This is a genomic window from Natrarchaeobius versutus (assembly GCF_041205745.1).
In the GTDB taxonomy this organism is placed as follows: domain Archaea; phylum Halobacteriota; class Halobacteria; order Halobacteriales; family Natrialbaceae; genus Natrarchaeobius; species Natrarchaeobius versutus.
Genome location: NZ_JBGFCC010000011.1, coordinates 129,583 through 147,290, shown reverse-complemented (window position 1 = coordinate 147,290; position 17,708 = coordinate 129,583). Strand labels below are relative to the sequence as shown.

Here is a 17,708-nt window from a genome sequence, read left to right as displayed (position 1 = left end):
GTTGTGTGAACGAACGCCGGTAACTTATATTTATGTATCCTATAGAAATTTGATTTCGATTATTCAGTTGAGCGGCCAAACGGGGACGAACGAGCGACTACGGCCGCATCAGGCTCTCGAGGAGGTCGTAGGTTCGGGTCATGTCGCCATCGCCGCCCTCGCGCAGACGCGTATACGTGATGAGCGTCTCGATCGTTTCCGCGATGAGCAACGGAACGTCCTGGTCGTCGCTGAACTCGGAGAGGAGGTGCATGTCCTTCTCCATGAGCGAGAGTTTGAAGCCGTTGTCGTACTCGCCGGTGAGCACCTGGTTTGGAATCTTGTCCTGTGTCGCGCTGTTTCGGCCGCTACTGACGCTGAAGACGTCGACGAGGATCTCGGGATCGAGTCCGGCGGCAGTCCCGAGAATGACCGCTTCGGAACTCGCGAGCAACGCGGTAAACGAGAGGTAGTTGTTGAGTAGTTTGACGGCGTGACCATGGCCCGGTTGAGAGCCGACGTAGTAGACGTCGGTGCCGATCGCCTCGAAAAGCTCCTCACAGACGTCGTACACCGCCCGGTCGCCGCCGGCCATGATCGTTAGCGTCGCCGCCTCGGCTCCGCTCGCGCCGCCGCTGACCGGCGCACCCAGGACGTCGACGTCCCGGTTCGACAGCCGGTCGGCCACCTCGTTCGTCGTCTCGGGCGTCGACGTCGTCAGATCGACGAGGACGGCACCCGCCTCGAGCGAGTCCTCGATATCGTCGACGACGGCGGTGACGACGTCGGGTGAGGGAAGCGAGAGGAACACGACCTCCGCGCCGGCGACCGCCGCCTCGCTCGTCGACGCGCCGGTCGCGCCGGCGTCGACGACCGCACTGACCGCGTCGTCGTCGAGATCGTAAGCCGTGACGTCGTAGCCCGCCCCAGCAAGGTTTCGAGCCATCGCGCCACCCATCACTCCGAGTCCAATGAACCCAATCTTCGCCATAGGTGGAGGCTCTCGCGAACCCAGAAAAAGATTTTGTTACACCACCACACACGGCGACTTCCGATCGGACCGGTGGTCGCGTCAGAGTCGGAAACCGCACCGGATCCATCGGAGACCGGGTTTCCGGTGAAATCGTCGGGCTCGAGCGATTGATCGTCTTGTTCGGCTGGGAACTCCGGCCCACCGCGAAAGAAACCCAGCGGTCACCGAACACCGGAACCACGAACCCTCAGCGACCGTGTGACTCTCAGCGGTCACGTATGCCAGCAACCACGAACCCTCAGCGACCGTGTGACTCTCAGCGGTCACGTATGCCAGCAACCACGAACCCTCAGCGACCGTGTAACACTCAGCGGTCACGTATACCAGCAACCACGTGGACGCTACCAGTGGCGGAAAGCGACGCGAAGAGAACAGTCCGGATGCGAATGATCAAAGGATAACAGACCTGAAAACGACGATAGACCGAAAAACAGATCGAGTGGAAAGCGAACGGATCGGCGTTATCCCATCATCAGGTCCGGAAGCCACATCACCATCTCGGGGAACGCGATCATCGCCGCGAGGATCACGATGTCGACGGTCAGGAAGACCGACGCACCGCGGAACGCGTCGCCGATATCGACGTCGACGGTACTCGAGGCGACGTAGACGTTCATCCCGAGCGGTGGGGTGACGAGACCGATCTCGACGGTCTTGATGAGGACGATACCGAACCAGACCGCGGAGTACCCGAACTCGTGGACGAACAGCGGGAACGTGATCGGGAGCGTCAGGATCAACACGGCGATCTGGTCCATGAAGGTTCCGAGTAAGATGTAGATCGTGAGCAAGATGATGACGGTCCCCAGTACGCCGACCGGCAGTCCGTTGATGAAGTTGACGATGTCCTGGGTGAGCCGGGTGTAGGCCATGTAGCGGGTAAAGATGACGGCACCGATGATGATGAAGAAGATCATCGCCGTCGTCCGGGCCGCACGGGCAAGCGCGTCGTTCGTCTCCTCCATGCTCATCCCCAGAATCAAGATCGCGACCAGGAACGCGCCAGCCGCGCCGATCGCACCGGCTTCCGTCGCGGTGACGGCTCCGGAATACAGCCCACCGAGGACGAGAACGACGATGATCGTCGTCGGCCAGATGGGTTTGAGGCTTGCGAAGCGTTCGTTCCAGGAGTAACTCTGTCGGCCGCTCGTGAGGTCGCTGTCCTGGCTGTTCCAGATGAGGATGACGACGACGTACCCCGCGAGCGTGAGGACACCGGGAACGACACCCGCGATGAACAGCGCGGCGATCGAGGTTTCGGTCCAGACGCCGTAGATGATCAGTGCCAGACTCGGTGGGAGCATCGCCGCGAACGTCCCGGCCGCGCTGACGGTCCCCATCGCGATGGTATCCTTGTAGCCGTACTTGCGCATCTCCGGAACGGCGATCGACGACATCGTCGCCGCCGCCGCGAGACTCGAACCCGAGAGAACGGCGAAGCCGCCGTTCGCGATGGTCGTCGCAATGGCCAATCCACCGGGGATGTTGGCGAGCCACTTCTGGCCCGCATCGAAGATGTACTCGGTGAGGTTCGATTCGTTGATGAACTCGGCCATCAGGATGAACATCGGGATGGTGGTGTAGAGAAACACCGTCGTCTCGGCGTGAGCGACCGTCGACAGCGTCCCAGTCGTTTGCTCGGCGCCGAAGACGAAGTACAACCCCAACAGTCCAGAGATCGCCATCGAAAACGCGATCGGGACGCCGATAGCAAGCAGTGCCACCATGAGGACGATCGGGAGGTAGATCAGTAGTTCTCCGAACATGTTATTGCTCCTCCGTGTGGACGGATTCGGAATCGGCACTCGACGACGGCTCGTCGGGTTCGGACTCCGAGTCGGACGCCTCCGACGGCTCCTCCCCTCGGACGATGGTGGTGATATCGTCGATAATCTGGATGAGGAACCGAACGCACAATCCGGCCAGACCGATCGAGATGAACAGCCAGGAGTACGCGGTCGGAAGCGCGATTGCGCCGGTCAATCTCGCATCGTCGGCGAACCGCTCCACCGCTTGCCCCATCGTCAAAACGGCGATAATACCGAACACGGCGAGTGCCCCGACCCGGGAGATGAGGTTGACAGTGTGATCGGCCCGCGTACCGAACCGTCGACGAAGGATGTCGACGTTGATGTTCCCTCCCTCACGTTGTAACACCGCGGCGATTCCGAAGATCAGAAGCGGCATCAGGTAGAGTTCGATGATCGAGTGGGTACCGGCGATCGGATTGCTGAACACGTACCGCATAACCGTATCCACCGTGATCACGACCATCATCAGAAACATCGCGATGCTCGCCAACGTTGCGGTCCCCTCCTCGATTCGCGAGACGAGGCCTGTGATCGTATTCGGTATTGAGTAACTCATGGGGGTCTATCGTCGTAGTGAAATCCGGGCTAACTATCTGTACTCTTCGATACCGTCCGTGTAGGCGTCGAGGAGTTCCTGACCCGTCTCCGGATCCGAGGTCCCCTCAACCCACGGATCGACCGCCTCCGCCTGAAGGACCTCCTCCCAGCGTTCGATCTCGTCGTCCTCCATGTAGTTGACCTCGATCCCGTGTTCGCTCTCGAACTCGTCGACGATGTCAGAGAGGTACTCGAACATCTCCTCGCCGTATCGGATCGGATTCTGGTCGGACTGTTCGATGAACAGCTCCTGGACGTGATCCGGGAGCCCCTCCCAGGTATCCAGACTGATCGCCTCGACCAGCGTCGTCGCGTTCAGCGGCGCCCCGAACGTACAGTAGTTGATGATCTCGTATATCGTGAACACCTCCCACAGGTGGGCCGCGTTGAAGTCGCCGTCGATCGTCCCGCGTTCGAGCGACTGGTAGATCTCAGCGGCGTCCATCGCCACCGGCGAGGCCCCGAGCGCCGAAACCGTATTGTCCGCGATACCACCGCCCGAACGCATGTTCATTCCCTCGAGATCCTCGAGCGTCTCGATGGGGTCGTCCACCGTCGCGATTTCGTAGGAGTCCGACTCGGCGGTCAAAAGCGGGCGAAGACCGAGTTCCTCCCACTCCGCCTCGAAGATCTGGCCCTCGCGATGGGGCATGAGAAGGTCGTGCATCGCCTGTCCGCCCACGACGCCACTCGGTGCGAGACCGGGCAAAACGCCCAACTGCGTGAACTCGAGTCGATCGGAGTAATACTGTGGGACGACGTGGCCGATGTCGATCGCACCCTGCCTGATGAGTTCCATCGTCTCGTCGGCACCACCTAGTTCACCACCGGGGTAGTACTCGAACTGGACTTCCCCGCCGGACTCCTCCTCGATCTGGTCCATGACGTAGCGACTCGTCAGATCGAGCGAGATGAAGTCCCCGGATGGGAAGTGATCCGCCCAGGCGAGCGTGATCGTATCGCCGTCGGTGTCACCGACGGTTCCGCCGTTCCCGTTACCACCGTTGCCACCGTTGCCACCGCCGTTTCCGCCATTTCCGCCGTCCTCAGTACAACCTGCGAGACTGACCGTCGCGATTGCACCAATTCCTTTCAGGGCACTACGGCGTGTGCACAAGTCACTTACCATTGCGACCCTATGTCATAGAGGGAGTCTAATAAATGCTTCTATAGATAATGAGGGAACGAGGAAAGCGCCTGCGGCGTTCCAATCGATCGGATTACTCAGTCCACGAGAAGACCACGTCGAGGTCGTGTCGGATGTGTCCGCTTTCGGACCGGGTACGATCGAGATATTCGTAGAGGGGTTCACGAAACGACGGGTGTGAACACGCCTCGACCAGTCGGTCAGCCCGTTCGCGCGGCGACCGACCCCGAAGGTCCGCGACGCCGCGTTCGGTCACGACGACGTCGACGTCGTGTTCCGTGTGATCGACGTGTGGAACCATCGGAACGATACGCGAGAGGTCACCGCCCTTCGCGGTCGACGGAAGCGCGATGATCGAAAGCGGTGCGTTCCTGGTGAAGTCGCCACTTCCCCCGACGCCGTTGAGCATCGACGACCCGTTCACGTTGGTCGAGTTGGCGTGGCCGTAGAGATCGACCTCGAGGGCGCTGTTGACCGCGATGATGCCGAACCGATCGATCAGTTGTGGGCTGTTCGAGACGTCCGCAGGCCGGAGGACGACGTTCTCGGCGTACCGATTGACGTCCTCGAAGAGGCGACGTTGTCCCGCTTCGGAGAGTGCCAAGGAGGTCGCACTGGCCGAGCTGAGCGCCCCCTCGTCGAGGAGATCGAGCAGACCGTCCTGGATCACCTCACCGAAGTAAACGAGATCCCTGTCACCGAAGTCGGCCTCCGTAAGCGAGTGCATCAACGCGTTACCGAGGCTCCCGACGCCGAACTGGAGTCGGACCGACTCCTCGAACAGCGGTGAGCGCTCGAGTTCGTCGACCAGAAACGATCGAAGGTTCGCGGCGATCGCCCGGTCGTCCTCGGTCGGGTCGCGGAACTCGTAGGGCTCGTCCGACCGGTCGGTCTCCACGACGGCCTCGAGGGCGGCGGGGTCGAACTCGATTCGGGGACCACCGATTCGGTCGCCGGGGTTCGACAGCGGGATTGGATCCCGATTCGGGGGCAGATCCGGGCGATAGTTGTCGTGAAAGCGCTCGAGCGAGCGGGGCTGGGCCCGGTTGACCTCGACGATCAGTGTGTCGACGCTGTCGACGTATGCCGGGGTGTGGCCGAGCGACGTCGTCGGAATCAGCCAGTCCTCGCCGACGGCGACCGCCTCGACGATCGCGACGTCGGCGTCGACGAGCCCCCCGAACTGTACTTCGTCGCCGAGCGACGAGATGTGGCGATCGTTGAACGCGATCGTTCCGTCGTTGATCGCCGCGCGTGCCGTGGAGCGAGCCTGGTAGGGATACCGGCGAGCGATCGAATCGGTCTCCACGAGGTCGACGTCGATCTCCGATCCGACGCTTCCGCCGCTGACGACGGTCAACGCGAGGTCGCGACCGGATTCCGCGAGCGCGTCCGGGACCGCCTTCGGGTAACCGACGCTCCCGAAGCCGCTGACCAGGACCGTCGCGTCGCGATCGATCCCGGCAGCAGCCGTCTCCGCGTCGACGACCGGCAGGTCGCCCCGAAACCGATCGGCGTCGGTCGTCACTGGAGATCCTCCGGTTGCGTTCCGATTCCCGCGGGCCACCCAGTCGGCTGGGCGGCCGACGGCTGGGCGTACTCGCGTTTCAACACCATCGGCGTCCGCTCGAGCGAGAGCACGAGGTCGTCGTCCTGGTTGTACGTCCGGAGTTCGGTCGTGACGATGCCGACGTGTTCGCGGGAGTCGCTCTCGCGTTTCTCGAGCACCTCGCTCTCGGCGAACAACGTATCGCCGTGATAGACCGGCCCGTGGTGGCGAATCGCGTCGTAGCCGAGATTCGCCGTGGCGTTCGCAGAGACGTCGATGACGCTCATCCCGACTGCCAGGGCGATGACGAACGTGCCGTCGACGAGGCGCTCGCCGAACTCGGTCTCGGCGGCGTACGCCTCGTTGAAGTGCATCGGGTTGAGATTCATCGAAACGTTCGTAAACCAGACGTTGTCCGTCTCGGTCACCGTCCGCCCGTAGGGGTGTTTGTAGACGTCACCGACCGAGAAGTCCTCGTAGTATCGGCCCTGCCAGCCGGCAACCAATCGTCGTTCGCCGTTCGTCGAATCGTTCGTATCGTCGTGTGTAGTCATCGTTTCAGTGTTGGGTATCGTCTCTCAACTGTTTTATCGTCGTTTCTCAGTACGACCGGGGGAGATCAAGTACGTTCTCCCCGACGTAGTTCAAGACCAGCTGTTGGGTGATCGGGACCAGCCTCGTAAGGCGCGCCTCGCGGAAGTATCGCTCGACGTCGTACTCGCGGGCGACGCCGAACCCGCCGTGGGTCTGAACTGCCGCGTCCGCGGCGTCGAAAGCGGCGTCGGCGGCGAGGAACTTCGACATGTTCGCCCGCGCGCCGACCGACTTCGCGTTCGTCTCGTCGACGACTTCGTTCGCGGTCGTGTAGACCATCGCCTTCGCCGCCTGCACCCGCGCGTAGGCCTCGGCGAGCGGGTGCTGAATCGCCTGATTCGCCCCGATCGGCTGACCGAACACCTCCCGCTCGGAGGCGTACTCGACGCCGGCGTCGATCGCCGCCTGGCCGAGACCGATACACTCCGCGGCGATGACGAGACGCTCCTCGTTCAGCCCGTCGAGCATCTGGGAGAAGCCGTCGCCCACCTCGCCGATGACCGCCTCCTCGGGGAGGCGAAGGTCCTCGAACCACATCTCGTAGGAGTGGACGACGTTGCTCGCCGTCTTGTCGATCGCCTCCACCTCGAGCGTTCCCCGGTCGAACGCCTCGTCGAGATCGACCAGAAACATCGTCATGCCGTCGGTTCGGCTGTCGACCTCGGATTTCGGAGTCGTCCGTGCCACGAGGACGAGGTAGTCGCTCGCGTCGACTCGAGAGATCCAGATTTTCTGTCCGTTGACGACGTACTCGTCGCCGTCGCGGACGGCGCTCGTCTCGATCGACGTCGAGTCGGATCCGGCGTTTGGCTCCGTGAGTCCGAACGCCTGGATCGACGTCTCGCCGCGTGCGACCGCCGGGAGGAGTTCCGATTTCAGCTCCTCGCTTCCGTACGTGACCAGCGGAACCGAGTTGTAGATGGCGCCGTGGACGGCCTGGGCGGCGCTGAACCCGCCACCGCTGGCCGCGATCTCCTCCATCATGACGACGACCTCACGAGTCGTCATTCCGGCACCGCCGTACTCCTCGGGGATCAACGCCCCGAACCAGCCGTGGTCCGCGAGCCGATCGACGAACTCGTGGGGATACGAGCCCGACGCGTCCTTCTCCCGCCAGTAACCGGCATCGAACTCCGCACAGACCTCCCGTATCGAGTCTCGGACCAACCGCTGTTGCTCGGTCAGCGAGACCGTCTCTCCTAACACCATTCGGGTGTGTGAGTGTGGTCGATACGCCATAATAAATATACGGGCTCAGCGCTCAGCCGAGGAGTCGGCCACGACGCGACTCGTACTGTCGGATAGAAGCCCAGAGAGGGGATCACCGGACAGGACTGGTGCGTTCGCACAACAGTTCTGACCAGCCGTGTCACGATCTGCGACCGGTTGACGTTGTGACCCGTGTCGCGATCTGTGACCGATCGATGCTGTGATCCGTCGCACGATCGATCGGTGTCGCGACCCTCATCCAGGACCGGTCGATCTGTCATCCGGATCCGCCACCGAGAGATCGAGAGCGACCACAGACGGGGTCCACCTCGAGGCGACCGCCGGCGTCCGTGAATACCGCGCCCCGAACGTCCGCGACGATCGCGTCCCGAACGTATTTTGCGTTCGGGAACAATCGGTAGCTGACGATGGACGAACGCGACTGGTTCGAGATCGACGAGTTCGGCGACGGATGGTGGCGGATAACCGAGGGCGACCCTGTCCTTCGCTGTCACTCGTTTCTCGTCCGTGACGGCGACGACGCCGTACTGATCGACACCGGGCTTGGCATCGAAGATCTGCCCTCGGTCGTCGAAGGGCTCGCGGGTATCGACGTCCCGGTGGTGCTTACCCACTCCCACTGGGATCACATCGGCGCGGCACACCGCTTCGACGACGTCGCGATTCACGGGCGTGAACGGACCGCCGACGGACGCGTCGCCATCGACGTCCTCTCCGAGGAGTTCGGACAGCGCCCCACCCAGTTCGTCGACGACTGGCTCGAACGGGGGCGTTCGTTCCCTGCTGGCTTCGAGCCCGATTCTTACGCCATCGAGGCGGTCGACGGCGTCGACAGCGTAGAACCCGGCGAAGAGATTGCGGTCGGCGACCGATCGCTCGAGACCGTCCCGATCCCGGGTCACTCCCCCGGACAGCTCGCGGTCCTCGATCGGACGGCCGGCATCTGTCACGCGGCCGACGTCCTCGAGCCGGGAGGCGAAGTCTTCGCTCAGTTCGACGACTCGGATCTTGGAGCGTATCTCGACACGATCAACCGGCTGATCGACCTCCGGGACGAGGGCGCATTCGACACGATGACGATCAGCCACGGCGACCCCCTGACCGGGAACGACCTCGCGGCTCTCGACGACGTACGAACCGCACTCGAGCGAATTCTCGAGGGCGAAACGGGGGTCGAAATGGTCGAAACTCACTGGGGGACCGTACGGGAGTCCACCGTCGGCAACGTGACCGTACTGTACCAGTGAGCAGAGAACAGTCGGCACCGATCGGTTTCGAGGAGTGAACACGAACGGTTCGATCGGCCACGGCTCGGTGGGATCAACCGTAGACGGAAGGGCCGAGTGATAGTAACAACTGAAACGATGGGCTCTGGTGAATCGCCAGACTACGTCGAGTTGATCCGTCAGAACTAGGGAGTTGAAGCGGGAAACCGCGGATGCTCTATGTCCAAAATTTCCCGCTTCACCGGGAAGGTCGTGACGTTGGCTAAAAATGCTGTTGGTGGTCGAGGCGAATCCGCCGCCCCGCAGGGTGGCGGCGGATTCGCCGACTACGCCGTCGTTTCGCTGCATTGTCTGCGGATTTACTTGGAGAAATCCTACCGCGAAGCGCTCGATCTCTTGAGCGAGATGCCACAAATACTGGCGGAGATCGGCCTTGAGAAGGCCGATCTTCCTGATCACTCGACGCTAGTGAAAGCATTTGACAGGATCAAGATAGCGGTCTGGCGAGTGCTGCTGCGCCTGTCGGCGCAGCTGCACGAGCCATCTGGTCACGCTGCGATGGACGCGACGTTTTTCGACCGCGAAAACGCGAGCAAACACTACTGTCGTCGGACGAATTATCGTGTTCAGACGCTCAAAACAACCGCTCTCGTCGATACAGCGTCACAAGCTGTCCTCGACGTTCACTGCACGACCGAGAAACGTCACGACACGCAGATCGGCTGGCAACTCGCCCGCCGCAACGCGGGCGAGTTGCACAGCCTCGCTGCCGACAAAGGCTACGACTGGCAACGGTTACGTGATAAGCTCCGGGAAGAGGACGTAAGACCGCTGATCAAGCATCGAGAGTTCCGTCCCATCGATCACGCGCATAACGCGCGGATCGATGAGACTCTCTACGGCCAGAGAGCGTTGTCTGAGACCGTCTTCTCGGTGATAAAGCGCACGCTCGGCAACGCCGTGCGTGCGCGAAGCTGGTATCGTGAGTTCCGTGAAATCGTCCTGATGTGTGTCGTCTACAACATCAAGCGTGCCGTCAACTAGCGAAATCAAGAGCCGTATGGCGATTCACCACGGCCAAACGATGTACACACCGATCGCCGAGCTCACGGGTCACTGGGTTCCCCGGTCGCTTTCCCGCGGTTCTCACTCATGGGACGAAAATCGAAGATTTTCGTCATCACGAACGACCAGCGGTCGTTCGAACGACTTCGTTCGCTCACGGGTCACGTTCGTTCCCCGTTCGCCGTTGCGCGGTTCTCGCTCGTTTCACTCGCTCCGAACCGCGCTCGCTCCGAACCGCGCTTTTCGTCTGGCCATCGGGTGTGCAGTGACGTTCAGTGGCTACGATAGCTGTACGCAGGGATCCCGGTCAGATCCTCACCGAGGATCAGCGTGTGGATGTCGTGGGTTCCCTCGTAGGTGTAGACCGTCTCCATGTTCGCCATGTGACGCATCGGCGAGTAATCAGTCGTAATCCCGTTGCCTCCGAGCATCTCCCGGGCGACGCGGGCCTGATTTCGGGCCATTCGAACGTTGTTTCGCTTGGCCATCGAGACGTGTTGGGGTCTGATATCGCCGCGTTCTTTGAGGTCGGCGAGCCGGTAGGCGAGCAACTGGCCGAGCGTGATCTGGGTCGCCATCTCGGCGAGCTTGTCCTGTTGAAGCTGGTAGCCCCCGATCGGATCGCCGAACTGTTCGCGGTCGGTCGCGTACTCGCGTGCGACCTCGAAGCAGTCTCTGGCCGCCCCGACCGCGCCCCACGCGATGCCGTATCGAGCCTGCGTGAGACACGAAAGCGGCCCCTTCATCCCCGCGACACCAGGGAGGACGTTCTCCGATGGAACGTAGACGTCGTTCAACCCGATTTCGCCGGTGATCGACGCTCGCAGGGAAAGCTTCTCCGAGATTTTGTTCGTCGAGACGCCGTCTCGGTCGGTTTCCACGAGAAACCCTCGAATCGGATCGCCCTCGCTCGAGCGATCGCGTGCCCAGACGACCGCGACGTCGGCGATCGGCGCGTTCGTGATCCACGTCTTCGAGCCGCTGAGGCGATAGCCGTCACCGTCGCGCTCGGCCGCCGTCTCCATCGCCGAGGGGTTCGAGCCGTGTTCCGGTTCGGTGAGTCCGAAACAGCCCACCGCCTCGCCCTCGCCGAGGGCCGGAAGCCACCGTTCTTTCTGTTCGTCGCTCCCGAAAGCGTCGATTGGGTACATCACGAGGGCCCCCTGTACCGACGCCATCGACCGCAATCCCGAGTCACAGGCCTCGAGTTCCTGCATCAACAATCCGTACGCCGTCTCCGAAACGTTCGGAGAGCCGTACCCCTCGAGGTTCGGCGCGTAAAACCCCATCTCACCCATTTCGGGGATCAGTTCCGTCGGAAACGTGCCGGCCTCGTAGTGGTTCGCGATGTCCGGACGGACCCGGTCGTCGACGAACTCTCGGGTGGTATCACGAATCAACCGCTCCTCCGAGCCGAGGTCCGCCTCGAGATCGACGTAATCGAGCATCACGTTCGACCAGGAAACGGCGGGATAATAACCTTTCTTCGTCCGGGAGGGGGGTACCGATCGTCACGATGCCGGCGTGGTATACGGCCTGCGATGACTGATACGGACTGTCGGTCGATCGCGCTTCGTTTCGGGCCGATCTTCGAAGAGTGCTCTCCGGGAGTGTCAGGAGTAGACCAGTTTCAACTCGATCTCGTTGACGGCGCCGAGCAGGAGATCCGGGAGTTCCTCGCGAAAGTACGCGCCGGTCAACCGCTTTGCCGGACCTGCGACGGAGACCGCACCGAAAACCGTGCCATCGACGACGATCGGCGCGCTCACCGCACGGATCTGCTCGTGTGATTCGCGATCGTTGAACGAAACACCCCGGTCTCTAATCGCCTCGAGTTCCTCCTCGAGGCGATCACGTGACGTGATTGTTCGCTCCGTGACTGCGGGGAGTCCGGACTCGCCGAGCACCTCGTCGACCCGGTCGGTCGGTAAGTGAGCGAGGATTGCTTTCCCTGCAGAGAGCGAGTGGAGCTGTTTGCGTTTGCCGACCCAGGAGTTGGTCGGGACACCGCGTTTTCCGGTTTGACGATCGACGTACACCGCGCAACCGTGCTCCTCGACGACGAGATTCACCGCCTCGTCGGTTTCGTCGACGAGCTGTTCGAGGGAGGGGCGGGCCGCCTCGAGGAGGTCGCGATAGTAAACCATCGCCTGTTTTCCGTGATCGACGAACTTCAGCGAGAGGTAGTATCCGTCGCTCCGGTCGACGACGTAGCCGTGGTCTCGCAACGTAGAGAGATGTTCGTGAGCGGTGCTGTTGGCGATTCCAACGCGATTTGCGATCTCGACCAGACGGAGTGGTTGGTTATCGTGGAGTGTTTCTACGATGGCGAAACTCGTCTCTATCGACTTGATCCCCCCGTTGCGGCCCGATCCTGGCGACATCAGTAGGTGAATTCACGAACAGTCGTTATAAATCTCTTTCTGTTGTTCACATCCCGGTTCACTCTACGCCCAGTTATCACTCGAAACGGAGTCGTCGCGGATAGATTTCGTCTCTGGCGAAATATTTCCCCAACCATCGAATCTGGAGTTCGCTATCTCGCCCAGACCGGCCCGAATTCTCCCCGAATTCGGGCCAGGAGAGCGCTACGATAAGAGCATTACGAGCGTACTAATGTAATCCCCCTCGGTGGTCAGCCCGTTTGCTTTCGTTATCGGCGAAGTTACGGTGAGAAGCAATCAACGATTGTATGTTTCGTTCGGTACCCCTGTGCGGTACGCCACACTGGTCAGGACCGCCGGGCGGTGTGTGCTCGAATCCGCTCGAGCAAGTAGTCGATCTCGATCGCCTCGAGACAGCACGGATCGATCGTAAAGATGTCCTCGTCGAGTCGATCCGCACCGACGAAAACTCGTGGCCGCTCCGCTCTGAGAGACCGAACGACGTCCGTCGCCGACGACCGTGCGACGTCCGGATTTACGCGAACGACGACCGCCGGTGCGACCGAGACGTCGTGACCCGCCGTCACCTCCGTCTCGAGGCCGGTCACTGTCGAGAGTTCGGTAGCGAGGTAATCGGCGTGCTCTCGCCATACTCGCACACGCTCGGCGTGATCTTCCTCGAGAAACGACTCGAGGGCGACGATGAGACCGACGAGTTCCTCCTTCCCGACTTTCATCGATCGACCGATCCCCTGACGGGGGACACCGTCGAGCCGGTCGACGTCGACGAGCGCCGATGGAGGACTCCAGACCCCGGCCGCGGCGTGCATGTCGAGGTGTTGGAGTGCGATCGATTCGATCAACTCCGCTCGCCCGGCGACGATTCCGGTCGTCTGCGGGCCGCGAATCGCCTTGCCGCCGCTGAAGACGACGAGGTCCGCACCCTCGTCGACGAACGTAGAGAGGTTCTCGGCGGGCGGGAGTTCGGCCGCCGCGTCGACGATGACGGGAACGTCGTGGTCGGCGGCGACGTCCGTAACGGTCTCGAGGGACGGTTGTGTGTACGGTTTCTGGACGTAACCGATCGCGGCCGTCTTCTCGGATATCGCGGCCTCGATCTCCCAGGGTTCGACGTTCGTCGCACCGGTTCCAAGCCGCCTGTCGTTCGTTCCGACGTCGACGATCGTCGCGCCAACCGCCCGGAAGGCGTGATCGTAGCCGGTCCGGTGAGTGCGCGCCATGATTATTTCGTCGGGAATCCCGGTCGTGTCGGGGAGTCTGTCCATTCGATCGACGTCACGTCCCGCGAGGGTGGCGGCGGCCGCAAGTGCGAGACCGGCGGATGCGCCGCTGGTCACGTATCCCGCCTCCGCACCGGTTGCGGCGGCGATCCGCGAACTCGCCTCGGCCTGGAGATCGGAGAGGCGCACGAACGAACGCGACGCCCGTCGCATCGCGGCGACGGCTTCGCTCCGGATCCGACTCCCGCCGATCCGCGTCTTGGTTCCCGTCGCGTTGATTACGGGAGAAACACCAAGTTCGTCGTAGATCGTCTCGCCAGCGGTCGCGTCGTTCATACAAGCGCTCGTCGGATAGCGAATATAAGAATTCTGTTCCCCGCCGCCACCGTCGGGAGCGCTCGAAACGCCGAACCGCCTGTCCCGTTCCGCAAGAAGGGACTCTCACGACGTCCAGGTTTCTATCAGCGATATAGGTGAGAGTAAGAGTTTCCTGGAGAAACCAGGTGTGTGGTTGTCACACGAGAAGCGGCGTATTTATAGTAGCCACTGAACGTCAGTACACACCTGATCGCCAGACAGATCGGCGATCGGTGTGTGAATCGTTTCATACGGTTTGCTGTAACGGTTTACCGGTGCGACCGCAGGACGGGTCGCGGTCAAACCGGAAATGACTGACAGCAAACCGTATCAGTTGTTACGATAGTTCGAACGAGCAACCAGCGTCGGTCGAGAGATAATGACTTAACACTCACCGAGAAAATAACGGGGTATGAAACCGACCATGGCCGATCTCGTTGTTCTGTTTTACAACTACGCCGTCATCCTCTCGGCGGGGTACGCAGTCATCCAACTCAACGTCGACGACCGGTTACTGTTGCTTGGAGTGGGGCTCGTACTGGCGCTGTTCTGGACCGGATACTTCAGGTTCAGCATCCGTCCGCGATTGGTCCAACGAGACGAAGACGAACCGACCGAAACGAGCGACAGTACCGACTGATACGGTCCGTGGTCACTGTTTTGACGGTCAGCGAGTCTGCCGATCGAAACCGTCGAACTTCGGTCGTCTCGAGGAAGGTATCGACTGATCCGTTCGTCTGTGATTCGTGCAACGAAACGCTTGCGATCGTGTGATTCCAGTTTTGGGCGCAAAAATCTCGTCCCGTTACAGGTGCCGATTGTGGGATTGAATCGACCCACCACAGCGAGTGCGGCGCCGACGTTCAGTGACTGACTGTCACTAGAGATCCAGCATACCCAGTTCCTCTGGGTTGACTCCCTCGATCGGATCGCTTCGGAAGTACTCCACGGGACTGAACTCGCCGTCGGGATAGTACTCCGGCGCCTCCCCGACTTCGAAGCCGTTGTACACCTGTACCGTGTTGGTAAGATCTCCCCACTCCGTGTACTCCACGGGGGCAGCGAACAGCGTATCGAACGACCCCTCTCTGATCGTGTCGCCGACGACGGACGGGTCGTCCGTCTCCGCCTCCTCGACCGCCTGAGCGATGATCTCGACCGTCGCGTAGCCTGCCGACTCCGCAGTGTCGAAGAACTCGCCTTCGGCTTCGTAGTACGCCGACCCGACTTCGGCATAATAATCGGAGTGTGGATCGACCTGATTGAACGCGACGAAGTTCTCGACGTGATCGCCAAGCGCACCGTAGGTGGCGGCCATCGGCGTGATCGCCCCGACGAACACCTCCGTTTCCATGCCGATTTCGGCCATCTGCTCGACGATGGAGTTGACGCCAGCCGGATGCGCCGCGCCGAGGAACATATCGACTTCGTCGGACATATCGCGAAGGTACGGGATGAAGTCGTTTTCGGGGATCGGTGCGAAGTCACTCTCGAGGTTGATATCCGACGGGAACATCTCGTTGACCGCGGCTTCGTACTCGTAGCCCCACTCGCCGTCCTCGTAGATCAACGCGATGTCCGTGTAGTCGTTCTGCTCGATGATCTGTCGTTGTGCTTCGATGGTCGTCGTCGTCGCGGCGAGTGCAGTCCGGAATCGGTACCGGCTGTCCGGCGGAACGACGGACGCGGCACCGGAGGCGTGCATGAACAGCGGCACCTCCATGTCGTCGGCGACCTGGCCCGCCTGAATGCCGACTTCGCTCGAGCCCGGACCGCCGGCGGCGACGATGCCGTCCTGCTCGATCATCCGGGTGAACGACGTGACGGCGTCCTGGGCCGAACTCGCCGTGTCGACCGTCTCGATCTCGATATCTCTGCCGAGAACGCCGCCGTCCGCGTTGATTTGCTCCGCCGCGAACTCCATCCCGGCGTCGTGTGCCGGTCCGTACACGGAGAACGTGCCGGACATCGGCTGAAGACTGCCGATTCTGATCGGCTCATCACCATTGCCGTTGCCGCCGTTGCCGCCGTTCCCACCGTTTCCGCCGTTTCCATTACCGTTTCCACCGCCCATGCACCCCGCGAACAAGCCCACGCTGGCTGCTGCGCCAGTTGCTTTCAAAAACGTGCGCCTCTTCGTCGAGGAGCGTCCATTGGTATCCATAGACGTACACGTACTACTTCGCCTCCTGGTGTATTAACATATTGTTTATGATCAAACTGATTGATCGTGATATATACGAGGAGACACCGACTAAGGCTCTGCCAACAACAGCGGGCGAAACCGAATACGCCACGATTTCGAAACGAAAGAACAGTTTCGGACGGTTACGACAGCAGTTCGTTCGGGTTGTCGAAGACGACCTGTCGAATGTCATTCACGTCGATCCCCATTCGATACATCTCCATAATCGTTCGTTTGACCGCGAACACGTCGCTCCGGAGGATCCCCGCGCTGTCGGTTTCGACGAGGATTCGATCGGGACCGTACTCCGCGACGACCGTCGCGACGTCCGCCGGCGAAACGCCGAGGAGCCACGGATAACTGACCGTAAAACTGAGATAACAGTCCGTCTGCTCGAGGACGTAGGGTGCGATTTTCGTGTCGGCGTGTGAGAAGACGAGGTTCTCGTCGGCCAGTCCCGCCTCGTCTTTCAGTTCGACGTCGATATCGATCGCCTCGCGTTTCGGATACTCCGAGGTTAACACGGGTTCTTGCTGGAGCGAGAGATCCAGTTCGTACCCAGGGATGTCACCGTGGACTCGCTCGGGGAACTCGACGTCCTCGAGGTCTGCCGGCGTGTGCAAGATCGCAGGAAGATCGTGATCGGCGGCGATCTCGAGTTGACGACGCGTCACATCCTTTTGTTCCTCGAGATCCCAGCCGGAGACGTGCTGGGCCTCCGTAATTCCGATCTCGCCGATCGCAGCGACCTCCTCGAGTTCACAGTACTCGGGGAGGACATCGAGCAGATCGGCGTACTCCTCGACGCGGGCACCTGTGTGGATGCCAACGCCGATTTTCGCGTCGATCAGGTGTGAGTTTCGAATCTGGGAGAGTCGTGCGAGCGCGTCGTCCCACAGATACCGGACGTCCGACGGTTCGACGGGCTTGTACGGCGTCCAGTAGTAGGCGGCGGCCATCATCACCATCGACTGACAGCCGGCGAGCGCGTACTTCTCGCGATCGTTCCACGAGAGCGTGTGCGCGTGATTGTGGACGTCGATCCAGGGAATAGAGAGGAGTTCGGACGGAACGTCGTCCATTCCTCCCTCGCGGTGGTCAGCCTCCGTCGGGCGCCGTGTGGGGTACCGTCGTGACATGCCTACGTACTCCATCACGCCAGCGATTCGTTAATTCACCGGTTCCCTCGGCGTCGATGACGAGAATTCGGCGGTGGGTTCCGAAATCGATCGGCGGCCGCCAACGGCTCGTCCGGAACGCTATCGGCGGCCGTCGCCGGCACATATGGGGTGTTGTCCCGATGCACCCGT

Annotated in this window: 15 protein-coding genes; 3 read left to right on the top strand and 12 right to left on the bottom strand. The window is 61.4% G+C overall.

Annotated features, from left to right (window positions below):
* Positions 1–97 precede the first annotated feature (97 nt).
* From AB7C87_RS21415 to AB7C87_RS21385, 7 genes are all read right to left on the bottom strand, one after another.
* On the bottom strand, positions 98–970 hold the full coding sequence (locus AB7C87_RS21415; RefSeq protein WP_369731555.1) for an NAD(P)-dependent oxidoreductase: 873 nt from the start codon (positions 968–970) through the stop codon (positions 98–100).
* Between the two features lie 503 nt (positions 971–1,473).
* Positions 1,474–2,778, bottom strand: a complete 1,305-nt coding sequence (locus AB7C87_RS21410; protein ID WP_369731554.1) for a TRAP transporter large permease — start codon at positions 2,776–2,778, stop codon at positions 1,474–1,476.
* 1 nt (position 2,779) lies between these two features.
* On the bottom strand, positions 2,780–3,379 hold the full coding sequence (locus tag AB7C87_RS21405) for a TRAP transporter small permease (protein ID WP_369731553.1): 600 nt from the start codon (positions 3,377–3,379) through the stop codon (positions 2,780–2,782).
* Positions 3,380–3,412: 33 nt separating this feature from the next.
* On the bottom strand, positions 3,413–4,549 hold the full coding sequence (locus tag AB7C87_RS21400) for a TRAP transporter substrate-binding protein (RefSeq protein ID WP_369731552.1): 1,137 nt from the start codon (positions 4,547–4,549) through the stop codon (positions 3,413–3,415).
* Positions 4,550–4,640: 91 nt separating this feature from the next.
* Entirely contained in the window at positions 4,641–6,095 is a 1,455-nt protein-coding gene (gene scpC / locus AB7C87_RS21395) for a succinyl-CoA:acetate CoA-transferase ScpC (RefSeq protein ID WP_369731551.1), read from the bottom strand.
* Entirely contained in the window at positions 6,092–6,670 is a 579-nt protein-coding gene (locus tag AB7C87_RS21390) for a MaoC family dehydratase (protein WP_369731550.1), read from the bottom strand. Before AB7C87_RS21390 ends, scpC begins: the two co-directional genes overlap by 4 nt.
* A 46-nt stretch (positions 6,671–6,716) precedes the next feature.
* On the bottom strand, positions 6,717–7,919 hold the full coding sequence (locus AB7C87_RS21385; RefSeq protein ID WP_369731549.1) for an acyl-CoA dehydrogenase family protein: 1,203 nt from the start codon (positions 7,917–7,919) through the stop codon (positions 6,717–6,719).
* A gap of 428 nt (positions 7,920–8,347) precedes the next feature.
* On the opposite strand from AB7C87_RS21385, the gene AB7C87_RS21380 reads away from it, so the two are divergent.
* Positions 8,348–9,187 (top strand): MBL fold metallo-hydrolase, encoded by an 840-nt coding sequence (locus AB7C87_RS21380; RefSeq protein ID WP_369731548.1) that lies wholly within the window; start codon positions 8,348–8,350, stop codon positions 9,185–9,187.
* A 198-nt stretch (positions 9,188–9,385) separates the two neighbouring features.
* On the top strand, positions 9,386–10,210 hold the full coding sequence (locus tag AB7C87_RS21375; RefSeq protein WP_369731547.1) for an IS5 family transposase: 825 nt from the start codon (positions 9,386–9,388) through the stop codon (positions 10,208–10,210).
* A 293-nt stretch (positions 10,211–10,503) separates the two neighbouring features.
* On the opposite strand, the gene AB7C87_RS21370 is transcribed toward AB7C87_RS21375, so the two are convergent.
* From AB7C87_RS21370 to AB7C87_RS21360, 3 genes are all read right to left on the bottom strand, one after another.
* Positions 10,504–11,679, bottom strand: a complete 1,176-nt coding sequence (locus AB7C87_RS21370; protein WP_369731546.1) for an acyl-CoA dehydrogenase family protein — start codon at positions 11,677–11,679, stop codon at positions 10,504–10,506.
* A gap of 165 nt (positions 11,680–11,844) precedes the next feature.
* Positions 11,845–12,615, bottom strand: coding sequence for an IclR family transcriptional regulator (locus AB7C87_RS21365; protein WP_369731545.1), 771 nt, complete (start codon positions 12,613–12,615; stop codon positions 11,845–11,847).
* 347 nt (positions 12,616–12,962) lie between these two features.
* A complete protein-coding gene (locus AB7C87_RS21360; RefSeq protein ID WP_369731544.1) occupies positions 12,963–14,192 on the bottom strand; it encodes an aminotransferase class V-fold PLP-dependent enzyme in 1,230 nt (409 codons plus the stop codon).
* 433 nt (positions 14,193–14,625) lie between these two features.
* Here AB7C87_RS21360 and AB7C87_RS21355 point away from each other — a divergent pair, with 433 nt between their 5' ends.
* The gene (locus AB7C87_RS21355; RefSeq protein ID WP_369731543.1) at positions 14,626–14,853 is read left to right on the top strand and encodes a DUF8074 family membrane protein; all 228 of its coding nucleotides are present in this window, start codon (positions 14,626–14,628) and stop codon (positions 14,851–14,853) included.
* Positions 14,854–15,093: 240 nt separating this feature from the next.
* Here AB7C87_RS21355 and AB7C87_RS21350 read toward each other — a convergent pair whose 3' ends face one another.
* Together AB7C87_RS21350 and AB7C87_RS21345 are read right to left on the bottom strand one after the other, a co-directional pair.
* Positions 15,094–16,308 (bottom strand): ABC transporter substrate-binding protein, encoded by a 1,215-nt coding sequence (locus AB7C87_RS21350; RefSeq protein ID WP_369731542.1) that lies wholly within the window; start codon positions 16,306–16,308, stop codon positions 15,094–15,096.
* A gap of 233 nt (positions 16,309–16,541) precedes the next feature.
* A complete protein-coding gene (locus tag AB7C87_RS21345) occupies positions 16,542–17,537 on the bottom strand; it encodes a TatD family hydrolase (RefSeq protein ID WP_369731541.1) in 996 nt (331 codons plus the stop codon).
* Between the last annotated feature and the right edge of the window lie 171 nt (positions 17,538–17,708).